Raw genomic sequence first — 22241 nt, 5'->3', positions numbered from 1 at the left:
GTCTGACCACCGCGCTGTGCTGCCAGAACCATTTCTAGCAGTTGTCGAGCAGCCTGGCGATTCTGCGCCACAATGGGACCCGACCCGATTTCCGCCCCCGTGCACGTGGTGCATGCAGTCGAGGAGAACGCTTGTCTTTGATTCTGGAGAGCCTGAAGGGGCAGAAACTCCTCCTCGTGGCGTCCACGGGCGGCCATCTGTCGCAGCTGCATCGACTGTCTCAGCGGATCGAACCGGCCTCGGACTCGCTCTGGGTGACTTTTGAAAAGCCACAGAGCACGTCGCTCCTGAGCGACGAGCGCCACCGCTTCATCCCCTATATCTCCCCGCGTGACTACGCCGGCGTTGCGAAGGGGATGCGCACCTTCCGGTCGATCATGGCGGAGGAGCGGTTCGACGCTGTCGTGAGCACGGGCGCGGCCATCGCACTGGCGTCGCACCTTCCGGCGCAGCGACGGGGTCTTCGTACGGTGTACATCGAAAGCGTGTCCCGCTTCGACGGCCCGTCGCTCACCGGTCGCATCCTTCAGCGCTTCCCTCGGATCGAGCGCTACGCCCAACATCCGGGGTACGATTCCAGGCGCTGGAAGCAGGAGTTCTCGGTGCTCGACACCTACGCACGCGACGATTCCTGGGCCCCGTCGAACTTTCCGAGGAAGGTGTTCGTGACCCTCGGCACGATCCATCCCTACCGTTTCGACCGGCTGGTGGACCGATTGGTCGCCGTCGCGCCGGCCAGCACGGAGTTCGTCTGGCAGCTCGGCTCGACCCCGCGCGACGATCTGCCGGGCGAGGTGCACACCGAGATGTCCTCGGCTGAGTTCGTGCGCGAGGCGAACGAGAGCGATCTGGTGGTCACCCATGCGGGGGTGGGCACGATCATGGGACTCCTCGACCTGCGGCGGCCGACCCTCGTGGTGCCTCGTCGTAAGAGCCATAAAGAGCACGTCGACGACCACCAGCTGCAGATCACCCGAGAGGTGGCGAGCCGAGGGCTGGCGGTGTCTGCCGAGGTCGACGAGATTGACTCCGATACGCTGACGCGCGCCGCCGCGATCAGAGTTCTTTGACCTTTTATCCGGAAGGCAACGATGTTCATCAGCTGGATCCGCCACCACGGCCGCAGCGCCGATCTCGCCGAGGCGCTCGGCATCGAAGCAGTGTTCCTCGATGGCGGCAGCGGCAACGTACTCCGGCGCTACCTGCGGCAGTGGAACGAGACCCGGTCCCTGGTGCGCACCCGCGCACCGTCCAGCATCATCGTCATGCAGCCACCGATCGTCGCGCTCCTCGCCGTGCTCTCGGTGCGCCAGGGGCGGCGGGCCCAGCTCGTCGGCGATCTACACACGGGCGCGCTGGAGAACCCGAAATGGCGCTGGGCGAGCGGCCCGATGCTCCGGATGCTGCGGAAACGGGGATTCGCAATTGTCACGAACGAGGCTCTGGCCGAGCAGGTCGAGGCGCGCGGCACGCGTGTCGTAGTCATGCACGACCTCCTACCGAGCCTGCCCGAAGGACTAGGGGACGCTCCCGATGATCCGACGCTGGCACCCGTGCTCGGGCAGGGTTACATCCTGGTGCCCCTCGCGTACGCCAACGACGAGCCGGTTGAAGCCCTGCTCGAAGCAGCCGCGGCCGAACCCGGCATCACCTGGGTGCTCACCGGGAAAGCGCCGGAAGCAGTGCGTCAGGGGGCCTCGCCGAATATCCGATTCACGGGCTACGTGACGAACGACGACTTCCAGCGGCTCCTCCGCTACAGCACAGCCGTGGCCGCGCTCACTGACCGCGAATACACGATGCAGCGGGCGGGTTACGAGGCGCTCGGTGCCGGGCGGCCGCTAATCACCGCCTCCACCCGCACCCTCAGCGGTTACTTCGGCGACGCGGTGGTGTACATGGACGGCACTGTGGATAGCATCCGCTCAGCTGCACGATGCGCGATCGACGACAGCAGCGGTCTTGCTGATAGGACGGTTGCCCTCAAGGCCGAGAAGGCGGGCGAGGAGCGCGCCGCCCTCGAGACCTTACGGGGGCTGCTGACCACGGGGACGGGCCCTCGGCGGGCAGAGGCGGCCTCAACGACTTGACTTCCGGTCCGACGTCGGAGCCGGCCTCGCCTGGCGGCGCACCGCACGAAGAACGCCCGACCACCCGGAGGTCGTTCCTCGCTGCCACCGCAGTGGGCGTCGCGGGCGTAGCCTCGGCGGCTGTCGGTCTGGCACTCGGCCTGCACCGTGATTTTCGGGAGCACACCCGTCCGCTCGGCAAGGCGCTCTCCTTTTCCGACCTTGACGGCACCGACACGGATGCGTCCTCCGCGATTCAGGCTCTGCTCGCGTCCGCCGGCGCCCAGGTCGTCCTCCGCGGTACCTACGTGCTGGGTAGCGAGATCATCGTCCCGCCTAACGTGGGGCAACTGATCCTCGCGCCCGGCAGCGTCCTGCGCGTCCGGGGAAACCATCCGGCATTGACCCGAGCCGGTACCATCACGTTTCGCGAGATGACCGGCAAGACGATGCCCAGCGGAACGACACGCCTGCCGGTGCGCGCGGCCAGCGCCTACACCGTGGGCGAGTATCTCCTGGTCTCCGGCGCCGACGTGGTCGCCGGTTCGCCAGACCGCTACGGGTACCTCCGCCAGGTGATGGCGGTGGATCTCGGCGAATCGGAGATCGAGGTGGACTCGCCCCTCCCGCGATCCATCACCCGTTCGCCGCGCACTTCGCTTATCGAGCTTGCCCCAGTTCTGGAGATTTCCGGCACCGGCCAGATACTGAGCGAGGACCCGAGCGGAATGTTCTCGCCACTGATTCACTACTTCGCGGCCGAGCATCCGAGCATCACGGGCATCACGGTCAGCGACAGCGGAGCTGCCGGCATCACTCTCAGCCACTGTCTCGGCGGAGTCGTGGACTGCACTGTGTCCGATCTGCTCGACGACGGCACCAGCCACTTCGGCTACGGGGTCAACGTGACCGGGTCGACCCGTGACGCACGAGTGCAGGGCACGATCTCGCGCGTCAGGCATGCGGTCACGACCAACGCCGGAGGGCTGATCGTCGGTGTCGGCTATGCCGGCGAGCCGGAGAACTGCTATTTCTCCCCGGACGCTCATGACTGCAGCAACAAGTCGGTCGACACGCATCGTCTGGGTTGGGGCATCACAATCGTCCCTCGGGTCACGGGAGGCGGAGGCGGTGTGCAGGTCCGCTCCGACAACGCGAGAGTGGTCGGCGGGTCGATCCAGGGCTGCGACGGACCCGGCGTGTTCGTCAGCTCAGTGGTTCGAGTCGCGACCTCGATCGACCAGGTGAAGGTTAAAGGACTGCACAAGGGGCAAGTCGGAATCCTTTGCAAGGGGCCTGCGGCCATCGTCGAGCCGACGGTCACCCTCGCCAGCGGCACCGGAATCGAGCTGAACGATGACAGCTCGGTGGACGGTGGAACAATAGACGGATCTGCAGATCTGGGCCTGAAGATACTCGGATCGCGCAACACCGTGGCTGGTCTCGTCATGGGGAAAAACGTGCGGACGCACGTCGTCGAGTCGAAGCCGAGCGAGGATAACCGCCTCTCGCTTGGGTCGGACTGATGAGTGCCTCTCCGCAGGAACCTCGAATGCGCTAGCCTGGCACTACCGCAACGGACGCAGACAGGACGGTTCGGGCCCACTGCCGGGTGTCACGACGCCAGAGACGGGGGCCTCAGTTGAGTAGTACGACACGCGCCGCGATGAAACGTGGACGATGGATCGACAGCGACAGTGTGAGGTCATTGGGACTCGTCGCCGGAACCGCAGTGGCGGTCGTCGTCGTCACCGTGGCGGTACTGACCGGTGGTCCCGGGGTTGCTGTGCTGCTCTTGATCGCATGTTTCGGCGCGGCGTCGGTGATCGCGGCTGCTATGGGGAAGCCGGTCGTCATCATTGCGCTGCTCGTCGTGGCATCCGCCGTGCAGCGCGCGGTCGCGGCCTCGACGCTGAACGCCACCGCCCTGTGGCTGGACGACATCGTGCTTGTCGGCATGATCATCTATGTGGCGGGTCGGCTCCTAAAGGACTCGACGCCCAAGGTGCGGCTCTTCGTGATCGGTCTGGTACTCGTCCTGGGCTTCGCCGTTGTGCGTGCTCCCGAACTCGGCCTCGGCATCACCCAGTTCCGCCAGATGGCGGTGCCGATGGTCCTGCTGCTCTTCGGTATGGTGCTGACTCGCGAGCAGATCATGAAGGCCGGCCCCGTTGTTGTCGGCGTCATTCTCGTCGGTGCCATCTATGGCCTGTTCGAGCAATTGGGCTGGCGGCCGATCGATCCGTTGGGCATCCTAGGCTTGAACCAGTACGCTCACGGTAAGTCATTTGAAGGCCTGCCGAACGCCTACTACTACTACCCGTCGGACGGAGTGCGCCTGGAGCGCTCGGGTGGACTGATCCTCAACCCGCCGTCGTTCGGCATGCTCGTCGCGTCTGGGGTCATGTGGGCCTGGTACACGTTGAAGAGCCATCAAGCACTCCGGCTCGTAGCTACGGTTGTGTTTTTGCTCGCCGCGCTGTTCGCCTTCAGCCGGGGTGGATTCGTATTGCTCGCCCTTGCGGCTTTTCAGCCCCTGCTCACTCGCAAGTCGGGCAAGCTCTCCTTCCTCATCGTGGGTGTCGCGCTCGGTTACGTGGGCTTCTCCGAATTTATCGGTGACGGACAATCCGCAAAGCACGTCGATGGATTCTTCGGCGGCATCACCTATGCCATCACCCACCCTCTTGGAGGCGGTTTCGGCACCGCTGGAAACAGTCTCAGCCGGATCGGCCTCGAAAACGAGAGCGGTGCCAATGAGAGCCTCGCGGCGATCTTCCTGGCGTCGATCGGATGGGTGGGCATCGCCATCATCGCCTACCTGCTTGTACGAGGCGTGATGGCCGGGCGCTCGATGCCGGGTGCGGCGCTCACCGGAGTGATCATCGTGAGCCTCGTGTCGGAGACCGCCGGTGGCCTCGACGCGACCGGCCCGCTCTGGATCCTCGCCGGCTTCGCCCTCTCCCCGCTCTCCCGCGACGATCCCGACGATCTCGCGATTCCGGCGAGCGATACCGCGCTCCCCCTCTCCGCTTCCTCGTCAACCGTCCCCCGAACAGGATAGGCAGTCCGACTTGACCGCTGTACCGCAGCCGACCGAGCCCCACTCCCCCGACACCGTCTCCTGCATCATCCCGACCCACGGGCGGCCCGACTTCCTCAAGGAATCGGTCGAATCGGTGCTGAGCCAGTCGCGTCCTCCGATCGAGGTGATCGTGGTCAGCGACGACGCTGAGGTCCGCACGAGGGAGATCGTCGACAGCCTCGCGGCAGAATCCGATGTGCCCATCCGCTACGTCGACAACTCTGGCGGACCGGGCGGTGCGTCATCCTCCCGGAATGCCGGCGCTCGCGTCGCGTCGGGCTCGTTGCTGGCTTTCCTCGACGACGACGACCTGTGGGAGACTGCCTACCTCGAGCAGTCAGTCGCCCTGCTCTGCTCCGCGGGCGTCGACTGTGTCGTGTCCTGGCTGATGATGTTCCGCGGTGAGCTCCGCGTGCCCGGTCTCACGATGAACGAGGGCCTCCAGGCCAAAGAGGTCGCCGCGATCAATCCCGGCTTCATCGGGAGCAACTTCGTCATCAAGGCGGAGGCGTTCTGGAAGATCGGCGGCTTCGACGACGAGCTCCGCGTAATTAACGACGGTGACTTTATTTACCGCTATCTGCAAGCCGGTGGCACCTACCGGGTGAACGCCACCTACGCCGTACTGCAGCGCAAACACTCGTCGGGTCAGCTCACGGCTGCGACCGAGATGCGGGCGGCAGGGCTGGAGGCCTACGTAGAGAAGCACCGGCAGACGCTCAGTCTCGCTGACCGCCGGTATATGCGCCTGGCGATCAACCGCATCCGGTATCACGCTGCCTCGTCGTGGCCTCGCAAACTCGGTTACCTGGTCGCCGGCGCCCTTAACTCGTCTCCGAAGTCGGTCGCGATCAGCATCAGAGGGTGGAAACAGCGACCAGTCTGGCGATCCAACTGACGAGGGAGCTCGTGGCGAGACCAGGCCGGAATCGCTGGGAACGCTTCCGGCTCCGGATCGTCGTCGTGGGCGCGACCCTTCTCGCGTTGCTGGCGCTGATGACCGGGGTTGCAGTGGAGGTCTACGCCTTACCACCGCTCGACCACCCCGATCACGCCGACGCCGTGCTCGTGCTCGGCCCGCCCACCGTCCAGCGCCTCTTAACCGCGCAGCGCCTGGTCGACGACGGCGTGGTGGACCGCATGTACGTCTCCGTCCCGCCCGACGTCGAGGAGGACTACGCCCATCCGCGGGTGCGTAACCTCTGCGCGGGACTTACCGACTACCCGGTCACCTGCTTCACGCCCGGGCCCTTCACGACCCAGGGCGAGGCACGAGCCGCGGAGTCCATCCTCACCGACGAGGGCCTGGACTCGATCGTGGTCGTCACCTCGGTAACCCACATCGCCCGTGCCCGCGTGCTCTTCGACCGGTGCCTAACGGCGCCCGGGCATCGCGCCCTCTTCGTCTCGGACGATCGCGACTACGACCTGGCCCGCTGGGTGAATGAGTTCCTTTACCAGACCGGCGCCTTCGTCAAGGTGCTAACCTCACAGCCGTGCTGAATCATGCGCCGCCGAGGAGGCGGCGGTAGAGCTGCACGTGCCGATCGCCCGCGTCGCCCCAGTCGCGCCGGGACATGTCGGGCAGGGCGCCGCGCGCCGCCCCTGCGGCGTGGCCGAGCGCGTCGAGCAGATGCCGTGACTCGAGCGGCCCGTCGAAGAGCGTGATCCACTCGTCCCCGAATTCCTCCAGCATCGCCTGGTTCGCGGGGGTTCGGGGAGCGAGCACGTGGGCACCGAGACTGAGCGCCAGGATGAGCGCACCGGAGTTGTACATCTGCGTGTACGGCAGGACCACGACCTCGGCAGCATGCACGAGTCCGGATAGCTCGTCGTCGCTCTGGTGCCCGAGACGCAGCGTCAGGCCCGGCAATTCCGACGCCCGAGCCGTGATCAGCGAACGATACTCGCCGGAGTTGGGCTTGCCGGCGATCGTGAGAGCAGGCGTATTTCCGGTGAGGCCGCCATACGCTGCCAGCAGTGACTCGATCCCCTTATATGGCCGCACCAGGCCGAAGAACAGCAGTCCAGAGCGCGCCGATGTCCCACCGTCGGGCGCCGGCCGGTACCAGCCGCTGTAGTTGCCGTGCAGGATCGTGGTTGACGGACCGCCGACGTTCTCAGCCGAGTCGTTGATGTAGATGCGATGGTCGACGCTCCGGTAGAACCATCGCAGGAAGAGGCGCTCGAGCACGGGCCCCGACTCGTGCGGTCGCAGGTTATGCACCGTCCAGACAATCTTCGCGCTAGTCAGGCGCAGCTTGAGCAGCAGCGCCAGTCCGGCCAACGAGCGTAGGGCGGATTTCAGCGCGCTTGGCCGCCGCACGAGCAGCTCGGGCCAATGCACGTGCAGGACGTCCACTCTGCGGAGGAAAGCGCTCCTCCAGGAGAAGTAGCTCACTTCCACGAGCTCACCCCGCACGGCGTGGGCCAAGAGCGGAATGTACGGGTTCGTCGACTCGGTCGGCGGCGGCACGGAGAACATCACGAGGATGCGTCGATCATTGCCGGTGCGGTTCGTGTCACGTGCCAAGTCGTGGTCTCCCTTACTCCGTCACGCGGCGTGCCGCTCCAGCTTAGAAGATCAGATGGATGCCCGGCGACGGCTGGAACTCGGGCGGGCACGCCCGTCCTTTAGTCTGGGTCTGTCGTGGCTGCACGACCAGGACAGGGGGAGACGGTAGATGGCCGAAGTAGAACTGGTGCACTGGAATCCGACGCGGCAGGTCGTGTCCGGACGGCTCGGCCGCTACCTGCCGAAGCGCCCGGTCAACAACTTCGGTGACCTGCTCGGACCGGTCATCGTGGAGCGCATCCTGCAGAAGCGCGGGATCGACCCGCAATCGGCCCCCGCCGACCGACGGCTGCTCGCGATCGGCTCCATCCTCCACTTTGCCGAAGAAGGCGACACGGTGTGGGGCATCGGGGCGAACGGAAAGCGCCTCGACGATGAGATGCCGTTCACTACGCTCGACGTCCGGGCCGTACGCGGACCACTCACCCGCGACTACCTGTCGCGTCTCGGTATCGCCGCCCCCGAGGTGTACGGAGATCCGGGGCTGCTGGTCGGGCACCTGTGGGACCGCGCCGAACTGGCCAAGGGGCGCAAGGCATCCGACTACATCGTGCTGCCCAACTTCCACGACTACCGTTCGGCCAAGCACAGCTCGCACCTGGTTAACCCGAAGGCGCCGCTCTGGGACGTCATCGGCCGCATCGCGGCCAGCAGCTTCGTCGTCGGCTCGTCACTGCACGCGATGATCATCGCCGAGAGCCTCGGCATCCCCGCCCGTCTCGTAGTCTCGGGCACGGAACCCATCTTCAAGTTCGACGACTACTACCGCGGCACGGGCCGGCCGGGTGCCGAGCCCGCGGAGACCGTGGCCGAGGCTCTCCGGATGGGCGGGCAGCAGGCGCCCGACTGGTCCCCCGATCCGCTGCTGGAGAGCTTCCCGGCCGATCTCTGGACCTCCTCCGGGCGGCTGTATCAGTAAGATGGGCCTGCGCGTCCGCCGCGCCGCGGTGCGGTCGGATGCTCACCAGGGCTCGAGGGTGCACGGGCTCTGATCTGCATCACATCAACGGGCGGACGCCGGCTGTGGTGCCTCGAACACCCGTGCGCCGTCGAGAAAGAGGGAAGCGTGCCGCTCAGCAACACCGACTCCGAGTACCTCGCAGAGATCAGGGACGCCACGGTGGCGAGGCTGCGAGCTGCGATCGGCGACGCCACCGACGTCGCTCTACTCGATGCCCCGAACCAGACGAACGTGGGGGACTCCCTCATCTGGGCGGGCGAGATGGCATACCTGAGCCGCATGGGCCTGAACCTCCGCTACGTCTCCGACATCCGCACCTTCGATCCCGAAGAACTTCGCCGCAAGATGCCCTCGGGCGTCGTGCTCCTGCACGGAGGCGGCAACTTCGGTGACCTCTGGATAGGGCATCAGTCGCACCGCGAGAAGATCGTGACAGACCTGCCCGACTTCCGTATCGTGCAGCTGTCCCAGTCCATCTTCTTCGCCTCCGCCGACCGCGCAGCCGAGGCGAACCGCATCATCGGCGCCCACCCCGACTTCCACCTGCTCCTCCGGGACGAGCTCTCGATCGAACGGGCGGCCGCGATGCTGCCGAATCTGACCCCGACGTTCTGCTATGACATGGCGCTAGGGTACGAGCCCCCGAGGACGCAGAGCACGGCTCCGGCCACCTCGGTGCTCATCATCGCCCGTCAGGACAAGGAAGCGATGTCCGGCCTCCACTCCATCGGACCCGGCTGGATCCCCGGTGTCTCGGTCTCGAGCACCGACTGGCACAGCGAGGGCTGGCTCGCCGTGAAGTACCGAGCCGCGCGCGCCCTGATGCGTCTGCACCAGCGCCTGGTGCGCTACCACCGCCGGCTGCGGTTCATCCCGGCGCTTCCGCAGTGGGCGGTTCAGCGGCTCATCCGGGCGCTGAACGAAATCAACATCACCGGGGCGCTGAAGCTCTACTCCACCGCGGGAGTGATCGTGGTCGACCGGCTGCACGCCCATGTGCTCGCCCTGCTTCTCGGCATCGATCACGTGGCACTCGACAACAACTATCGCAAGATCGGCGCCGTGTTCGACGGCTATACGGGCAAGTTCACGACGGCGCGCTACGCGACCGACACCGAGATGGCCAGGGGCTTCGTCGAAGAACTCTCGGTGCGCTGATGCTCGCCTTCATCACGACGCTCCGCCACCCCCAGAACTCGGTCAGCTACGACCGGGTCGAGAAGCTCCTCGACGAAACGCTGCGCTCGGTCGCCCAGCAGACGTCGGAAGAGTTCGTGATCATCATCGTCGGCAACAAGAGGCCCGACTTTTCGCTGCCCGCGCGCACGCACTTCGTGCAGGTGGAGTTTCCTCCGCCGGCACCCCCCACCGGTGCTCAGACCGCACGCGAGCCGTTCGTCTGGGACAAGGGCACCAAACTTGGCATCGGTCTCATCGCGGCGGCCGAGTACGACCCGACGCACGTGATGATCTTCGACGCCGACGACTTCGTGCACCGTGACCTCGCGAAATTCGTGCAAGACAACCCAGCGCATCCAGGCTGGGTGGTGCGGGAGGGCTGGATGTACTCCCGCGCCCGCAACGCGTACGTCGCCCAGTCGAACTTCAACCGCACCTGCGGCACGTCGTTCGTCGTGCCATTCGAGGCCTACGGGGTTCCGGGCGATCTGTCCGTGACAGCCTCGCAGCAGGAGATTGCCGCAGGCTACGCCGACCGCCTCTCGGCCATCATGGGCGCTCACCGCGACGCCGAGGCGTGGCATCGCGATCATGGCCGTGTCCTCGCCGAGTTCCCCTTCCGGGCGGCCGTTTACCACGTCGACACCGGCGAGAATCACTCCGCCAAGTCGCTCTCCGGACTAGCACGTCCTTACGATGAGCGGCTGCGTCGGGATTTCGGGATCGAGCCGTCGCGGGGGATTGCGTCCACGCTGTGGGCCGCCGTCGGGCCGCTCGCGATCGGCGAGGAAGTGAAGCGCCTTGCGCGCCGGGTGATCACACGACTGGCGCGCCTGCGGGGGACCGCTCGGTGACCCGTCCGGCCATCGAGGGAGCACGATGACGGACAGCGACGACCTGCGTCGCAAAGCGACCCGGTCAATCGGGTGGATCGTGCTGGAGAGGTGGTCATCCCGCCTGCTCTCGCTGGTGGTCATCGCTGTCCTCACCCGTCTGCTCTCACCCGAGGACTTCGGGCTCGTCTCCCTGGCGACCGTCGTCACCGCGCTCCTGCAGGTGTTCGTCGAGTCCGGCTTCGTCACCGTGCTGGTGCAGAAGAAGGACCTCGGAGAGAAGGACACCTCGACGGCGTTCTGGACCTCGGTCGCCATCAGCGTGGTGCTCTACGTCGCGCTGTTCTTCTCGGCGCCCCTGCTGGCCGACCTTTTCGGTGAGCCGGACCTCACAACCGTGCTTCAAGTGCTGGGTCTCGGGCTCCCGGTCTCATCACTTTCGCAAGTGCCTGCTGCGCTACTGGAACGATCCTTTGGATTCCGCAATCTGGCGATCCGCCAAGTGATCGGAGCGCTTTGCGGTGCCGGTGTCGCTGTAGTGATCGCCTTCAGCGGCGGCGGCGTCTGGGCCCTCGTGGCGCAGGTGCTCGTGACCAACGCCGCATCGGTCGTAGTACTGTGGACGGCCACTTCCTGGAGGCCTCGGCTGGAATTCTCGTTCACATCACTCAAGTCGATGTGGGCGATGGGTGTGCGCATCATGGGTATCGGACTACTCGACGCCTTGCAGCAGAACATCGACAAATTGCTCATCGGCGCTTTCTTCAGTGCGCAGGACCTCGGCTATTACTACCTGGCCCAGCGCATCGGCACGATCCTGATCGAGTTGGTCACGACAGTGATGTCCCGGGTGACCCTCACGACGTTCTCGAAGGTGCAGGATGACCTGCCCCGACTCAATCGAATCTTCTTGCAGATGACCTTTGCGTCAGCGGCCATCGGGGTTCCCATGTTCGGGCTCGTTGCAGCCCTCGCGACGCAGATCATTCCCTTCGCCTTCGGACCAGGGTGGGAGGCTACCGTTCCTCTTGTCTGGGTGCTCGCCTGCGGATGGGCGTTCGGTGCCGTGATGTACTTCGATCGAAGCGCGTTTTTGGCAATTGGGCGCGCCGACGTAGCGCTGTGGGTTGCCATACTCCAGAACGTCGTAGGCGTCATCATGGTTTTCGCCCTCTTGCCCCTCGGGCTGTACGGCGTAGCGCTCTCCCGGTGGTCGAGGATCGTGACGTGGCCCGTGCGTATACAGATTCTGCACCGACTGATCGGTCTACCGGTCTGGACCTATCTGGGTCAGGTCTTCCGGAGTGTGGCCGCAATGGTCCCCGTGGTAGTGGCAATCGCCTTCTTGCAGATGACTCCCTGGGCCTCAAGCGAGCATTCCTTCTGGACATTCGCGGTACCGGTCGGGATCGCCGGGCTGCTCGTCTTTTCGGCGCTTCTCTGGGCGTTCGCCGGTCGGGAGAACCGTGAGGTCCTGCGCAAGATCGCCGCGCCGATCGGGCAGCGGATCGCGAAGAAGCTGCGCTCGCGCGGGGACAGGAAGCCGGGAACCGAGCCGGGCGGACAGGCTGAGCCGGGCAGAGAGAACTAGGCGCCTCCTCCGAGCCCCGTGCATAGCGCGCGGACGATGCGCACCGATACGATGACCGCGGGGCTTTCATTGGGGGAATGTGTGCGCTTTTCAACTGTGCCGACGACCGGTCGGATCAACAACGAGGACCCGACCATCGGGATCGCTCGGTGACGCAGCCACTGAGGCCAGGAATGGTCGAGTCGACGGTAGAGAGCACCCGCCGGCCGAAGTTCGAGTTCGCCGACGGTCTCCGCGCGATCGCCGCGCTCTCGGTTGCTACGCTGCACGCCACGACGTTCACCGGGCACCTCGGTGATGCTGACGAACAGCTCCCGGTCATCGCGCGCCTGGCAGAGCTGGGCAATTACGCCGTGCCGGTCTTCATCACTCTCTCTGGCTACGTTTTGATGCTCCCAGTGGCCCGCACCGCGAACTTCGAGCTTCGAGGCGGGTTCTGGAAGTACATATGGCGTCGCGCCAAGCGAATCCTTCCGCCGTACTACGCCGCGATCGCATTGTTCCTGCTGCTGATCGCCCTCGCGCCCGCCCTGCAGTCGGGGCATGACACAGCTTGGGGCAACAAGGTGCCCATCACGCTTGAGGGCATCGTCTCGCACATCCTGCTCGTGCACATCTGGAATCCCGACTGGGTCTACCAGATCGATGGCCCCGCCTGGTCGGTCGCTACCGAGTGGCATATCTACTTCCTGATGCCCTTACTCCTGCTGCCGCTCTGCCGCTGGTTCAACCCGTGGGTAATGCTCGGTGCGGCCCTGGCGCTCGGCCCGGTTCTCACCTTCTCGCTACCTGGAATCGGTTCGGATAATTACTGGATGATCGGGCTCTTCGCACTGGGTATGATCGCCGCACTGGCGACTGTCCGCGGCACGCGACTCCCGCGCCGCTGGATCGGTGTCGCAGCCATCGCCATTGCCGTCCTGGCGGCCGCATGGATGTTGGTCAGTCCGCCGTCCAGCCGGCCCGCCCAGATGGTCTCGGATACCGTGGCTGGCGTCGCAGTCGCGCTCGGCCTGCTCGCGCTTGGCCGCGCCGCGATGGAGGACCGTCCGAGCCTCAGCCGGAAGGTGCTCGAGTGGCGTCCGCTCGTGGGGCTCGGACTGTTCTCCTACAGCATCTATCTGATTCACTCTCCTATCCTGGCGCTGGCGAACATCCTCCTGTTGCCTCTGCAGCTGCCGACGATCGTGAATTGGCTGCTGCTGATGTTCGGTGCACTCCCAGTCGCAATCGCAGCGGCCTACGGCTTCTTCCTCCTGGTGGAACGGCACTTCATAACCAGCCATCAGAAGCGCGCACTGAAGAGCTGAGGCCCTGGCCCGGCGCGTCGGGCGCGGCGGCCAGCCAGCTGGAACTCAGGCGATTGTGAGAGCAGTGGTGGATGACGTGGTGCTGGTGAATCCGGCTCGCTTCGCGGTGACCTTCGCCACGACGGTCTTGCCCTTCCAGGCGCTCATGATCTGAACCCGAGTGGTGCTGAGACCAGAGACAACCGTCCCGTTGACGTACCACGCCACCGAGTACGAGGACGCCGACGGGCTCCACGATCCGTAGGACACGCTCACGAAAGCGCCCACCTTGCCCGAGCCGGACAGCATCGGACGGCCGGTGTTCAGCAGAGGAGCCTCGGCGATGGTCAGTTTTGCCGAGTCGGCCGACGCAGACGTCCAGCCGGCCTTCGCGGCCGTTATGCGCGCATTGACCTGCTTGCCCGACCAATCGGAGCGCACCTGCACCCGGGATGCGGTCAGTCCCGACACGACCACGCCGTTCACATACCAAGAGACCTTGAAGGATCCGGGGTAGGGGTTCCAGGTGCCGTTGGAGACCGTGAGGTACGAGCCGACCTTGGCCGTTCCAGAAATGGCAGGCTTCACGGTGTTGGCAATGGCCGCGCCCGCCATCCTCATCACCGGCGTGGTCACCGAGCCGGAGGCCCAGCCGGTTCGGGCGGCGGTCACGCGCACGGCGACGTCCTTGCCCGCCCAGCCCGATTGGATCTGCACCCGATCGCCGGTAGGGCCGCTCTGGGCCACACCTCCGACAAGCCAGGTGTAGGTCCAGGACTGAGCGGCCGGTGTCCAGACGCCTTTCGTCACGCTGAGGTAGGTGCCTATGGCACCCGTCCCACTCATCACGGGTGCCGTCGTCGGGGCCAGGGCCGGCCCGGCGGCGACTGCAACACCGGGTGAGGTCGCTGTGCCCGGGTTGTAACCCGTGCGGGTGGCGGTCACCCGCACGCTGACGGTCTTGCCCATGTCGACGCTGATTACGTCGTACTTGGGATGCGTACGCGCGACTGCCCCATTGATCTCGACGCCGTCCCGCAACCAGGTGAAGGTCGTCGTGACACCGATGACATCCCAGGTGCCGCTACTCGCGACGAGCTGACTACCGACGGCGACCGTGCCGCCGATGTTGATGGCGGTGAGCGACTTCGGAGCTGGCAGCATCTCGATGTCGTCGGGCGGCGCGGTGTCGAAGGAATTGCCAGTGACCCCCGGATCCTCGACGTACGGGGTGGTCACTGATGCACCCAACTGGAGATCGGTGACCGTGTTGTTCGACCCCATGAACCGCACCCCGACACTTCCGCCGGCGCTGATGGATCCTCCCGTGACGGTCGAGCCCTCCTTGAGGACGATGTTCGTCCCGTAGCAGTCGCGGATCGTGACGTCGGACGCGTTCACCGGTCCGTTGCCTAGGAGCGCTGTACCTGACGCTTTGAGGTAGCTGATCGCTGTTCCAGAGATCGTCGCGGGGACGCCGACGACATCGGCGACGGCTACGCCCGGGCCGGAACTGCCGACGATGGTGCCGCCCACCACGTGGGTGTTGTCGGCGCGGATCTGCACTCCACCGCGCCCACCCACCACATTGGGCACGATTGTGGTGTTCCAGCCGACGCGGTGCGTGTCGATCGACTTGTCGCTGCAATTTTCAACGACGGGCTCGAAGCGGCAGTCCTCCGGTTCGCCGGCCGGACCGATACCGGTGACCTGGGGGCCTGCGTTCGTGGTCACGGCATGACGCACCCGCGAGATTCGGCCTTTCACGACGACACCTCGTGTGGCCCCGGTCACATTCACCCCGTAGCCGAAGTAGTTCACCCCATCGTCTTTGAGGTCGGAGATGGCGCAGTCGATGGTCCCGTTGAGGCAATGGGCGAGGTTGACCGCAGTTCCTCCCGAGTCATGGAGGTAGATGCCCTCGACTTTCGGGTCGTTGACGGCGAAGAACGCGAGGAGCGGCCTCTTGGTGACCGTCGCATCCGTGCTCACGATCTCGCCGGCGCCCCACAGGCGTATCGACGGGGCGAGCGCCACGATCGCCGTACGAGGCTGGAGGGTCATGCCCCGCGGAATCGGGCCGTCCACCGAGACGGTCTTTCCGTTCACCGCCGTCACCTGGCGCATGTACCCGTACTTGTCGGGCGACTTCGGCACGACGTCGTAGGTGGTGACGAGGATGTACTCACCGACTCGATACGTCGCCGCAGCGGCCTGGATGGTCGTCGCCCCTTGGGCGACCGGCGCGGCGAGCAACTCCCGGAAGGTCACCGTTCCCGATCGAGTGAGTCCTGCGTGATCGCCGCGCACCTTGATACGGGAGCCGCTCGGGATCTCCAGTGATGTCACGGAGTGCGGTATCGCGATTTCCGAGTCGATGAAGTAGTCGCCAACGATGGCGGCACTAGCACCCGCGGTGGCGAGGTAGGCGGCCAAGGCGGCCGACGCATCCGCCGTCGTGCCAGACAACGCGGGAAGCGCCGTCGAGGCGGCAGCGAATGCCGATCGTGGTGGTGCGACTGCTTCCATTGCGACACTCGCAACACCCAATGCGGAAGCAGACAAAAAGATTCGTCGAGAAAAATCGATATTTGCCATTTTTGGTGACCCCAATCACACTGGGGCCATCGTACGTCAGACGACGGAAATCAGCACCATCGCGAGGAATTCGCGTCCGAATCCATCCGCGGAGCGAAGTAAGGCTAGGCGCGCGCGGGAGCCGTCGGGAAGTCGAGCTTCAACGCGGGACCGGATTTTGCGGCCCGGCTAGTTGTCTGCCATTCAAGATCGAGCGTCGGGGCCTGGGCGCGGTCGGTGCCAGCACCGAGCGCTCCATCCAGGCCATCACGCGAGACCAGCACGGACCTGGACGCCGCTCGGCGCTTGCCGCCGAACACCGCAGCGAGATCGAAAGCGCGTCGGGAGCTGACCGCCGAGGCGCGCCTTGATGTCGGGGTGGCAGGAACTTCGAACCGCTGAGCACCGCTTTCGGACGCGGCGACTCGTGGTCGTTCGGGAAGGTGAAGCGAGAGACTTGGCTTCGGCGGCTGCCGTGTAGCGCTCGATCGGGCACCGACCAACAAGGAGATATCGAGAGTGCTCGGAGTCTTGTGAGGCAGGCGGCGATCGGAATGCGCTGTCGTGTCGACGGGACGCTCGGTGAGGATCAGCGACGAGCGCAGCCCGGCGAGCTTCCAGCGCGAAACGATGAAGGCCACAATCGCAGCGACGACCACGAGGCCAGCGGCGATGCCGCCGAGCGTCAGCGGGAGCAGATCACGAGCGGCCCCGGACGACGGCGGGTAGAACGGCGCAAAGATGTCAACGGCCGGAATGGGCGTGGGAGTGACGGTCGGAGCCGGCGAGGGAGTCTCCGAGGGCGACGGGGCGACCGGCGCGACCTCCTCCTCTTCGACGTCGCTGTTGTCGTCTCCGTCAACAAACGTCGGCTCTTCGACCGGAACCTCGACCGGGACCTCCGGTTCGGCGGGCTCCTCGACCGGAACCTCGGGCGGCGTTGCCTCCGTCGGGGCCGGTGTCGGATCCACGGGCGGAGTTGTGGGAAGGGGCGGCGGATCCGTCGGCCCCGGATCCGGCGGATCGGTCGGCTGGGGCTCTTCGGGCAGCGTCGGCTCCGGGGTGGGGAGCACTATCGTCGACGGTGCCGATACGTCAGCCGATGCCGAGATCGCCGGAGCTACGGCGAGGCCCGAGGCGAGGGCGACGATCACAAGTCCGGTCGCAACACGATGTCTCATCACTCCCCCAGGGTCCTCGGCTTCGCAACACCCACACGGGCGCTCGGTAGAGCCTATCAAGCCCTTCCTGGGTCCATCAGGAGCAGTTGCATGAGGTGTGGATTCTAGGTCGGCTCTGCTTGTGTGGAACAATCGGAGACGGGGGCACGGACTCGTCATCCGATTGAAATCGAGTCTCTCCGCTGCACCCGGTGAAAAACGAGAGGCAACCGACGTGACCTTACAAGACTACATCCGCGTGCTCCGCAAGGGCTGGGTCCTGATCATTGTCGCCCTACTCCTGGGTGTGGCCGTCGGTTCGGCGCTCGCGATCGTGGCCACCCCGCAGTACGAGTCGGAGACGCGCATTTTCGTGTCCGTGCAGACAGACTCTTCGAGCACGGGCGAGCTCATTCAGGGCAACACCTACGCGCAGCAGAAGGTGCAGTCCTACGTCGCCGTCGTCTCGAGCCCTGCGGTGCTCGACCCGGTGATCGACGCCCTCGACCTCGATATGACGGCATCGGCCCTCGAGACCAAGATCACTGCTGCGGCCACCTCCGGCACGACGATCATCAGTATCAGCGCCTCCGACCCCGACCCGCAGCAGGCCGCGAACATCGCCAATGCCACTGCGGACAGCTTCCAGACCGTGGCGAACGATCTCGAAGAGCCCACCGGTGGCGGCCCCAGTCTGGTGAAGGTGCAGACCATTCAGCCTGCCGAACCCTCTTCTCGGCCCTCCAGCCCGAACCTCGCTGCGAACATTGGCATCGGCGCTCTTCTCGGCCTCATCATCGGGATCGGGGCGGCGTTCCTCCGTTCGACTCTCGACACCCGCGTGCACGGCCGCCACGACATTGAGGCTCTAACCGATGTCCCGATCCTCGGTGGAACGACCTACGACCCCGAGTCGAACAAGCACCCGCTGATCGTCTACACCGACCCACGCAACCCTCGTGCAGAGTCGTTCCGCGCCCTCCGTACGAACTTGAGATTCGTGAACGTCGACGACGACAACCGCGCCTTCGTGGTCACTTCTTCAATTCCCGGGGAGGGCAAGAGCACGACGACCGCGAACTTGGCCCTGGCCTTGGCCGAGACAGGGGCGCGCGTCGTTCTCGTCGATGCTGACCTCAGGCTTCCGAGGCTGGCTGAGTACATGGGCCTCGAGGGCGCCGTCGGGCTCACCGACGTGCTCATCGGGCGAGCCGCACTGGCCGACGTGCTGCAGCGCTGGGGTGATAAGGACTTGTTCGTCCTGCCTGCCGGCCAGGTGCCGCCGAACCCCAGCGAGCTGCTCGGGTCAGAGGCCATGGTCAGCCTCCTCCAAGCGCTGAATGAGCAGGTCGACTACGTGCTCCTCGATTCGCCACCCCTTTTGCCGGTGACCGACGCGGCTGTCCTGAGCAGCCTGACCGCCGGGGCAATCGTTGTTTCTGCAGCCGGGAAGGTGAAGAAGACCGAGGTCGCCGGGGCGATCCGCAACCTAAATCAGACCAACAGCAAGGTGATCGGAGTCGTCCTGACGATGCTTCCGAGCAAGGGTCCCGACGCCTACGGTGGCACCGAGTACAGCTACTACGGCGGGGCCGAGCAGCCCTCAGAGGTCATGCCCAAGCCTCGCGCCCGGCGCGGCCGAAAGTAGTCGGCGGACACGCGGCGGATAGTCGAACGGAAGCTCGAGATGGCCAAGACACGCAATCCGAACTCGGTGCGCTCCGCCCGGGGCATTCTGGCCGCCATCGCGATCGGCGCCTTCTTGATCGTTGATGGTGTGCTCGTCGCGGCCGCCCTGTCGAATGGGTCGTCAATGCCGCAAAGCACGGCAACACCGATCTCGTCAAACTTGCTGAGCACGCCAGGCGGGGAACCTGACGCCGTCGATCTACCGCCGGCGACCCGTTTGCTGGCGGCCTTCGACGCGACGTCGGCGTGGCGCTCTGAAACAGGTACGTGTCCTAAGGCAGACGCGCTGGTGGAGCATTCAGCCGATGGGGGCAATACCTGGGACGGCTTCGACTTGGGTGCGCAGGGCGGTATCTCAGCCGCGGTCTCGCTTTCGATTCTCGGAGACAGTCGATCCGCATTCCTCATCGCGCAGACAAAGCAGGACTGCAGCCCGACGTGGGTAGGCACCACTACGGAGGGTACCCAGTGGACGGCTTTTCCGGACCGAGTAGCGACTGTTTGGCGGATCGAACCCGGCAATCGCGCCATCGTCGTCTCGCCGGCCGGTGTGAGGCAGGCCCCCTGTCCGGAAATCGTCGGTCTCGCCGCCGTGGACGCAACCAGCGCCGCAACGCTCTGCTCCGACGGGTCGCTGCATCGCACCACTGACACCGGGGTCACGTGGGAGGCATCCACTCCCGTTCGAAGCGCCGCAGCCATCGGAACGGGGACTGAGGGCTACCTCGTTGCAGCTCTCTCCGACGACCCCGCGTGTGTGGGCGTGGTAGTCAGCGCGATCGCCGCCACAGGCTCCGCTGATCCGATGACGGTCTCGCGGTGCGTAGCTACTGGCAATGAGAGCACCGACATCGCGATTTCGGGGAACTCGACTGCGACGTGGCTGTGGGCCGGCACCACCGTCGTGCGATCTCTCGATGGCGGTAGCACCTGGAAGTGACGGCGCCCGGTCACCGCCAGCAACTAGCTGGAAGAGACCAACACTTCAGTAGGCGCCGCTACTGGCAAAGACAGCCCGCGCAGTCTTCACAAGGATGACGAGGTCACCTACCATCGACCAGTTCTCGACGTAGTAGAGGTCGAGGCGCACCGAGTCCTCCCAAGAAAGGTCGGAGCGACCGCTGACCTGCCATAGGCCGGTGATACCGGGCTTCATCAGGAAACGCCGGTGCACGTGGCTCTCGTAGAGATCCACCTCCCGCTGCAATGGCGGACGAGGACCGATCAGTGACATATCGCCCCGCAGCACGTTGAATAACTGCGGAAGTTCGTCGAGGCTGAACTTGCGGAGAATGCGGCCTACCGGCGTGACGCGCGGATCGTTCTTCATCTTGAACAACACCGCGTTGCCCTTGTCACGGTCTTCGCTCGAGATCTCCTGCATCAGGGACTCCGCGTCCGTCACCATCGACCTGAACTTCAGCATGCTGAACAACTGGCCGTCGAGCCCGACCCGCTCCTGCCGGAACAACACCGCTCCGGGGCTGCTCAGCCTGATGATGACGGCGATGGCGACCAGCACCGGGGACAGCAGGAGCAGCAAGGCGAAGGAGGCGACCACGTCGAAGATGCGCTTCTGATAGCGCTTGAATCCTTCGTAGCGCGGCGTCTCCACGTGAATGAGGGGCAGTCCGGCGACGGGGCGGGTGTGGATTCGCGGACCACCGATGTCCGTGAGGCTCGGTGCGACAACCAGATGCTGTCGGCCGGGCTCGAGCGACCAGCTGAGTTCCCGGATGCGCTCGGGCGACAATTCGTCGGAACTGGTGATCACGATGGTGTCGGCGCCGGTCGCGTCGATCGCACTGCTCACGCGGTCGACGCTGCCGGCGACCGGGATATCTGTCCCGGGAAGATGATCTGCGACGAGGCCACTCGGGATGCAGGCGCCGACCACGAAATACCCGGCAGACGGAAGGCGCGCCAGCTCTTTCGCGGTGTGTAACACGGAGATCTCCGAACCCACCAGGAGAACACGGGCTGAGTACTCGCCGCGCGCGCGGCGATTGTTCAGCCACTTGCGCCACAGCCAGCGTGCAAGAAGCAAGGAGAGCACGCCGATCGGGAGGGCGAGGATGAAGTAGCCGCGGCTGAACTCGATCCTGAAAAGGAAGGCGATGATCGCGAAGACCCCGAATAGCCGAAGACTGGCGTCGACGATCAACCTGTACTCCGTCGTACCGGTGCCGATGATGCGGTCACTTCGAGAGCCGTAGATGCCGAGCAGCCCGACCCAGCAGACGGTCAAGACGACCGACACCACGGTGTAGCTGAGGGCGAGCGAGTTCAGGCTCTCGGTCACGACGCGGTCGTTCACCGAAAATCCGAACCAGAGCACCTGAGTAGCACCGACCGCGACCGCGATCACGATTAGATCGGTGACACTCAGCCGCCGCGAGTACGACTGCCGCCAGTCGGGACGTACTGCCTTCTCGATGCCCACGGTCTGCCGAGCAGTTGTCGTCATCTATGCCCCCAAGACACAATCTCATACATGGATAAGAGTCGGCCCAAAGAGTGATTTTAGCCGTATCGGGGCCGCCAGACGACTCGGTACATCAACGAACGATGAAATGGTCGTTTCCAGGGTGTTTCCCAATCAGCTGACGACGTGCTGAATCTCAGTGTTTTCCGGCTCCTGACGCAAGTCGCAGAACGCGCACGACCTCCCCCACAGCAGGCTCCAGTTCATCGGCTGACTGACGATAAACGGAGTCGTCGCGGCGGTACGGGTCGATGACGTCGTCGAGCTCCGGATCAGTCGGACGGGGGCTCGACGCCTTCTGCGCGACTACCAGGCGAAGCGCCGCTGCCACCCGGTCGCGCAGACTTCCGTCGCCGGCCGCCGCGACGATCTGCTCGTCAGTGACGCCAGAGGCAAGCCGGGCGAACTCCCTTACCGTGAACGTCTTGGAGATCTTCGAGGGCGCATGTCTCACGATCTCGCTTCGGTGAGATCGCGACATGGCAAGCAGCACATCGGCCTCCACGACGACATCTTCCGTCAGATAGCGCGCTCTGTGACCGGCGGGCTCCAGCCCGAACCCTCGGGCGATCACCTGAGCCTGCTCAGGCATTTCCTGGTCGTCTTTAGCGATCGTGCCAGCACTTTCGACGACAAAACCAGAAATGTCGGCGAGCCCGTCTGCGATCATCAGCTGGGCCAACGGGGATCGACAGATGTTCCCCGAGCAGACCGTCAGGACTCGAACGTCTTCCACATGGATCCTCTC

At 65.1% G+C, this 22241-nt stretch carries 19 protein-coding genes; 13 read left to right on the top strand and 6 right to left on the bottom strand.

Going from position 1 to position 22241, the window contains the following annotated elements; genetic code table 11:
- Positions 1-131: 131 nt before the first annotated feature.
- The 3 genes from ITJ64_RS10485 to ITJ64_RS10475 are packed head-to-tail and all read left to right on the top strand — an operon-like array spanning position 132 to position 3595.
- Positions 132-1070, top strand: coding sequence for a glycosyltransferase (locus tag ITJ64_RS10485; RefSeq protein ID WP_194680554.1), 939 nt, complete (start codon positions 132-134; stop codon positions 1068-1070).
- A gap of 21 nt (positions 1071-1091) precedes the next feature.
- Positions 1092-2090: a glycosyltransferase gene (locus ITJ64_RS10480; protein ID WP_194680553.1), complete on the top strand. Its 999-nt coding sequence runs from the start codon at positions 1092-1094 to the stop codon at positions 2088-2090.
- Positions 2087-3595: a hypothetical protein gene (locus ITJ64_RS10475; RefSeq protein ID WP_194680552.1), complete on the top strand. Its 1509-nt coding sequence runs from the start codon at positions 2087-2089 to the stop codon at positions 3593-3595. The genes ITJ64_RS10480 and ITJ64_RS10475 overlap by 4 nt, the downstream gene beginning before the upstream one ends.
- A 112-nt stretch (positions 3596-3707) precedes the next feature.
- On the opposite strand, the gene ITJ64_RS19350 is transcribed toward ITJ64_RS10475, so the two are convergent.
- Positions 3708-4013 carry a hypothetical protein gene (locus ITJ64_RS19350; RefSeq protein WP_370545154.1) on the bottom strand — a complete coding sequence of 102 codons (306 nt, stop codon included), beginning with the start codon at positions 4011-4013 and terminating at the stop codon, positions 3708-3710.
- 1 nt (position 4014) lies between these two features.
- On the opposite strand from ITJ64_RS19350, the gene ITJ64_RS10470 reads away from it, so the two are divergent.
- The 3 genes from ITJ64_RS10470 to ITJ64_RS10460 are packed head-to-tail and all read left to right on the top strand — an operon-like array spanning position 4015 to position 6657.
- Positions 4015-5133, top strand: a complete 1119-nt coding sequence (locus ITJ64_RS10470; RefSeq protein ID WP_370545131.1) for a hypothetical protein — start codon at positions 4015-4017, stop codon at positions 5131-5133.
- A gap of 10 nt (positions 5134-5143) precedes the next feature.
- Positions 5144-6052 carry a glycosyltransferase family A protein gene (locus ITJ64_RS10465; protein ID WP_194680550.1) on the top strand — a complete coding sequence of 303 codons (909 nt, stop codon included), beginning with the start codon at positions 5144-5146 and terminating at the stop codon, positions 6050-6052.
- Positions 6019-6657 (top strand): ElyC/SanA/YdcF family protein, encoded by a 639-nt coding sequence (locus tag ITJ64_RS10460; protein ID WP_194680549.1) that lies wholly within the window; start codon positions 6019-6021, stop codon positions 6655-6657. Before ITJ64_RS10465 ends, ITJ64_RS10460 begins: the two co-directional genes overlap by 34 nt.
- 1 nt (position 6658) lies before the next feature.
- On the opposite strand, the gene ITJ64_RS10455 is transcribed toward ITJ64_RS10460, so the two are convergent.
- Entirely contained in the window at positions 6659-7687 is a 1029-nt protein-coding gene (locus ITJ64_RS10455) for a GDP-mannose--glycolipid 4-beta-D-mannosyltransferase (protein WP_194680548.1), read from the bottom strand.
- Between the two features lie 151 nt (positions 7688-7838).
- On the opposite strand from ITJ64_RS10455, the gene ITJ64_RS10450 reads away from it, so the two are divergent.
- The 5 genes from ITJ64_RS10450 (at position 7839) to ITJ64_RS10430 (ending at position 13603) form a co-directional block, all read left to right on the top strand.
- A complete protein-coding gene (locus ITJ64_RS10450; protein ID WP_194680547.1) occupies positions 7839-8648 on the top strand; it encodes a polysaccharide pyruvyl transferase family protein in 810 nt (269 codons plus the stop codon).
- A 147-nt stretch (positions 8649-8795) separates the two neighbouring features.
- The gene (locus ITJ64_RS10445) at positions 8796-9848 is read left to right on the top strand and encodes a polysaccharide pyruvyl transferase family protein (protein ID WP_194680546.1); all 1053 of its coding nucleotides are present in this window, start codon (positions 8796-8798) and stop codon (positions 9846-9848) included.
- Complete coding sequence (locus ITJ64_RS10440) at positions 9848-10723, top strand: glycosyltransferase family A protein (protein ID WP_194680545.1); 876 nt, start codon at positions 9848-9850, stop codon at positions 10721-10723. The genes ITJ64_RS10445 and ITJ64_RS10440 overlap by 1 nt, the downstream gene beginning before the upstream one ends.
- 25 nt (positions 10724-10748) lie before the next feature.
- A complete protein-coding gene (locus ITJ64_RS10435) occupies positions 10749-12293 on the top strand; it encodes a lipopolysaccharide biosynthesis protein (RefSeq protein WP_194680544.1) in 1545 nt (514 codons plus the stop codon).
- A 173-nt stretch (positions 12294-12466) separates the two neighbouring features.
- On the top strand, positions 12467-13603 hold the full coding sequence (locus tag ITJ64_RS10430; RefSeq protein ID WP_194680543.1) for an acyltransferase: 1137 nt from the start codon (positions 12467-12469) through the stop codon (positions 13601-13603).
- A 45-nt stretch (positions 13604-13648) separates the two neighbouring features.
- Here the strand turns inward: ITJ64_RS10430 and ITJ64_RS10425 are convergent, their stop codons facing one another.
- Both ITJ64_RS10425 and ITJ64_RS10420 read right to left on the bottom strand, forming a co-directional pair.
- Positions 13649-16180 (bottom strand): hypothetical protein, encoded by a 2532-nt coding sequence (locus ITJ64_RS10425; RefSeq protein WP_194680542.1) that lies wholly within the window; start codon positions 16178-16180, stop codon positions 13649-13651.
- Between the two features lie 104 nt (positions 16181-16284).
- Complete coding sequence (locus tag ITJ64_RS10420) at positions 16285-17130, bottom strand: hypothetical protein (protein WP_194680541.1); 846 nt, start codon at positions 17128-17130, stop codon at positions 16285-16287.
- Between the two features lie 424 nt (positions 17131-17554).
- Between ITJ64_RS10420 and ITJ64_RS10415 the strand changes: the two genes are divergently transcribed.
- Both ITJ64_RS10415 and ITJ64_RS10410 read left to right on the top strand, forming a co-directional pair.
- Entirely contained in the window at positions 17555-18967 is a 1413-nt protein-coding gene (locus ITJ64_RS10415; RefSeq protein WP_194680540.1) for a polysaccharide biosynthesis tyrosine autokinase, read from the top strand.
- A 39-nt stretch (positions 18968-19006) separates the two neighbouring features.
- Complete coding sequence (locus tag ITJ64_RS10410; protein WP_194680539.1) at positions 19007-19948, top strand: hypothetical protein; 942 nt, start codon at positions 19007-19009, stop codon at positions 19946-19948.
- 45 nt (positions 19949-19993) lie between these two features.
- Here the strand turns inward: ITJ64_RS10410 and ITJ64_RS10405 are convergent, their stop codons facing one another.
- Positions 19994-21475 carry a sugar transferase gene (locus ITJ64_RS10405; protein WP_194680538.1) on the bottom strand — a complete coding sequence of 494 codons (1482 nt, stop codon included), beginning with the start codon at positions 21473-21475 and terminating at the stop codon, positions 19994-19996.
- Between the two features lie 154 nt (positions 21476-21629).
- Positions 21630-22229, bottom strand: a complete 600-nt coding sequence (locus ITJ64_RS10400; protein WP_194680537.1) for a low molecular weight phosphatase family protein — start codon at positions 22227-22229, stop codon at positions 21630-21632.
- Between the last annotated feature and the right edge of the window lie 12 nt (positions 22230-22241).

Source organism: Herbiconiux sp. VKM Ac-1786, from assembly GCF_015350805.1.
Taxonomy (GTDB): domain Bacteria; phylum Actinomycetota; class Actinomycetes; order Actinomycetales; family Microbacteriaceae; genus Herbiconiux.
This window is presented reverse-complemented; position numbering and strand designations above follow the sequence as displayed.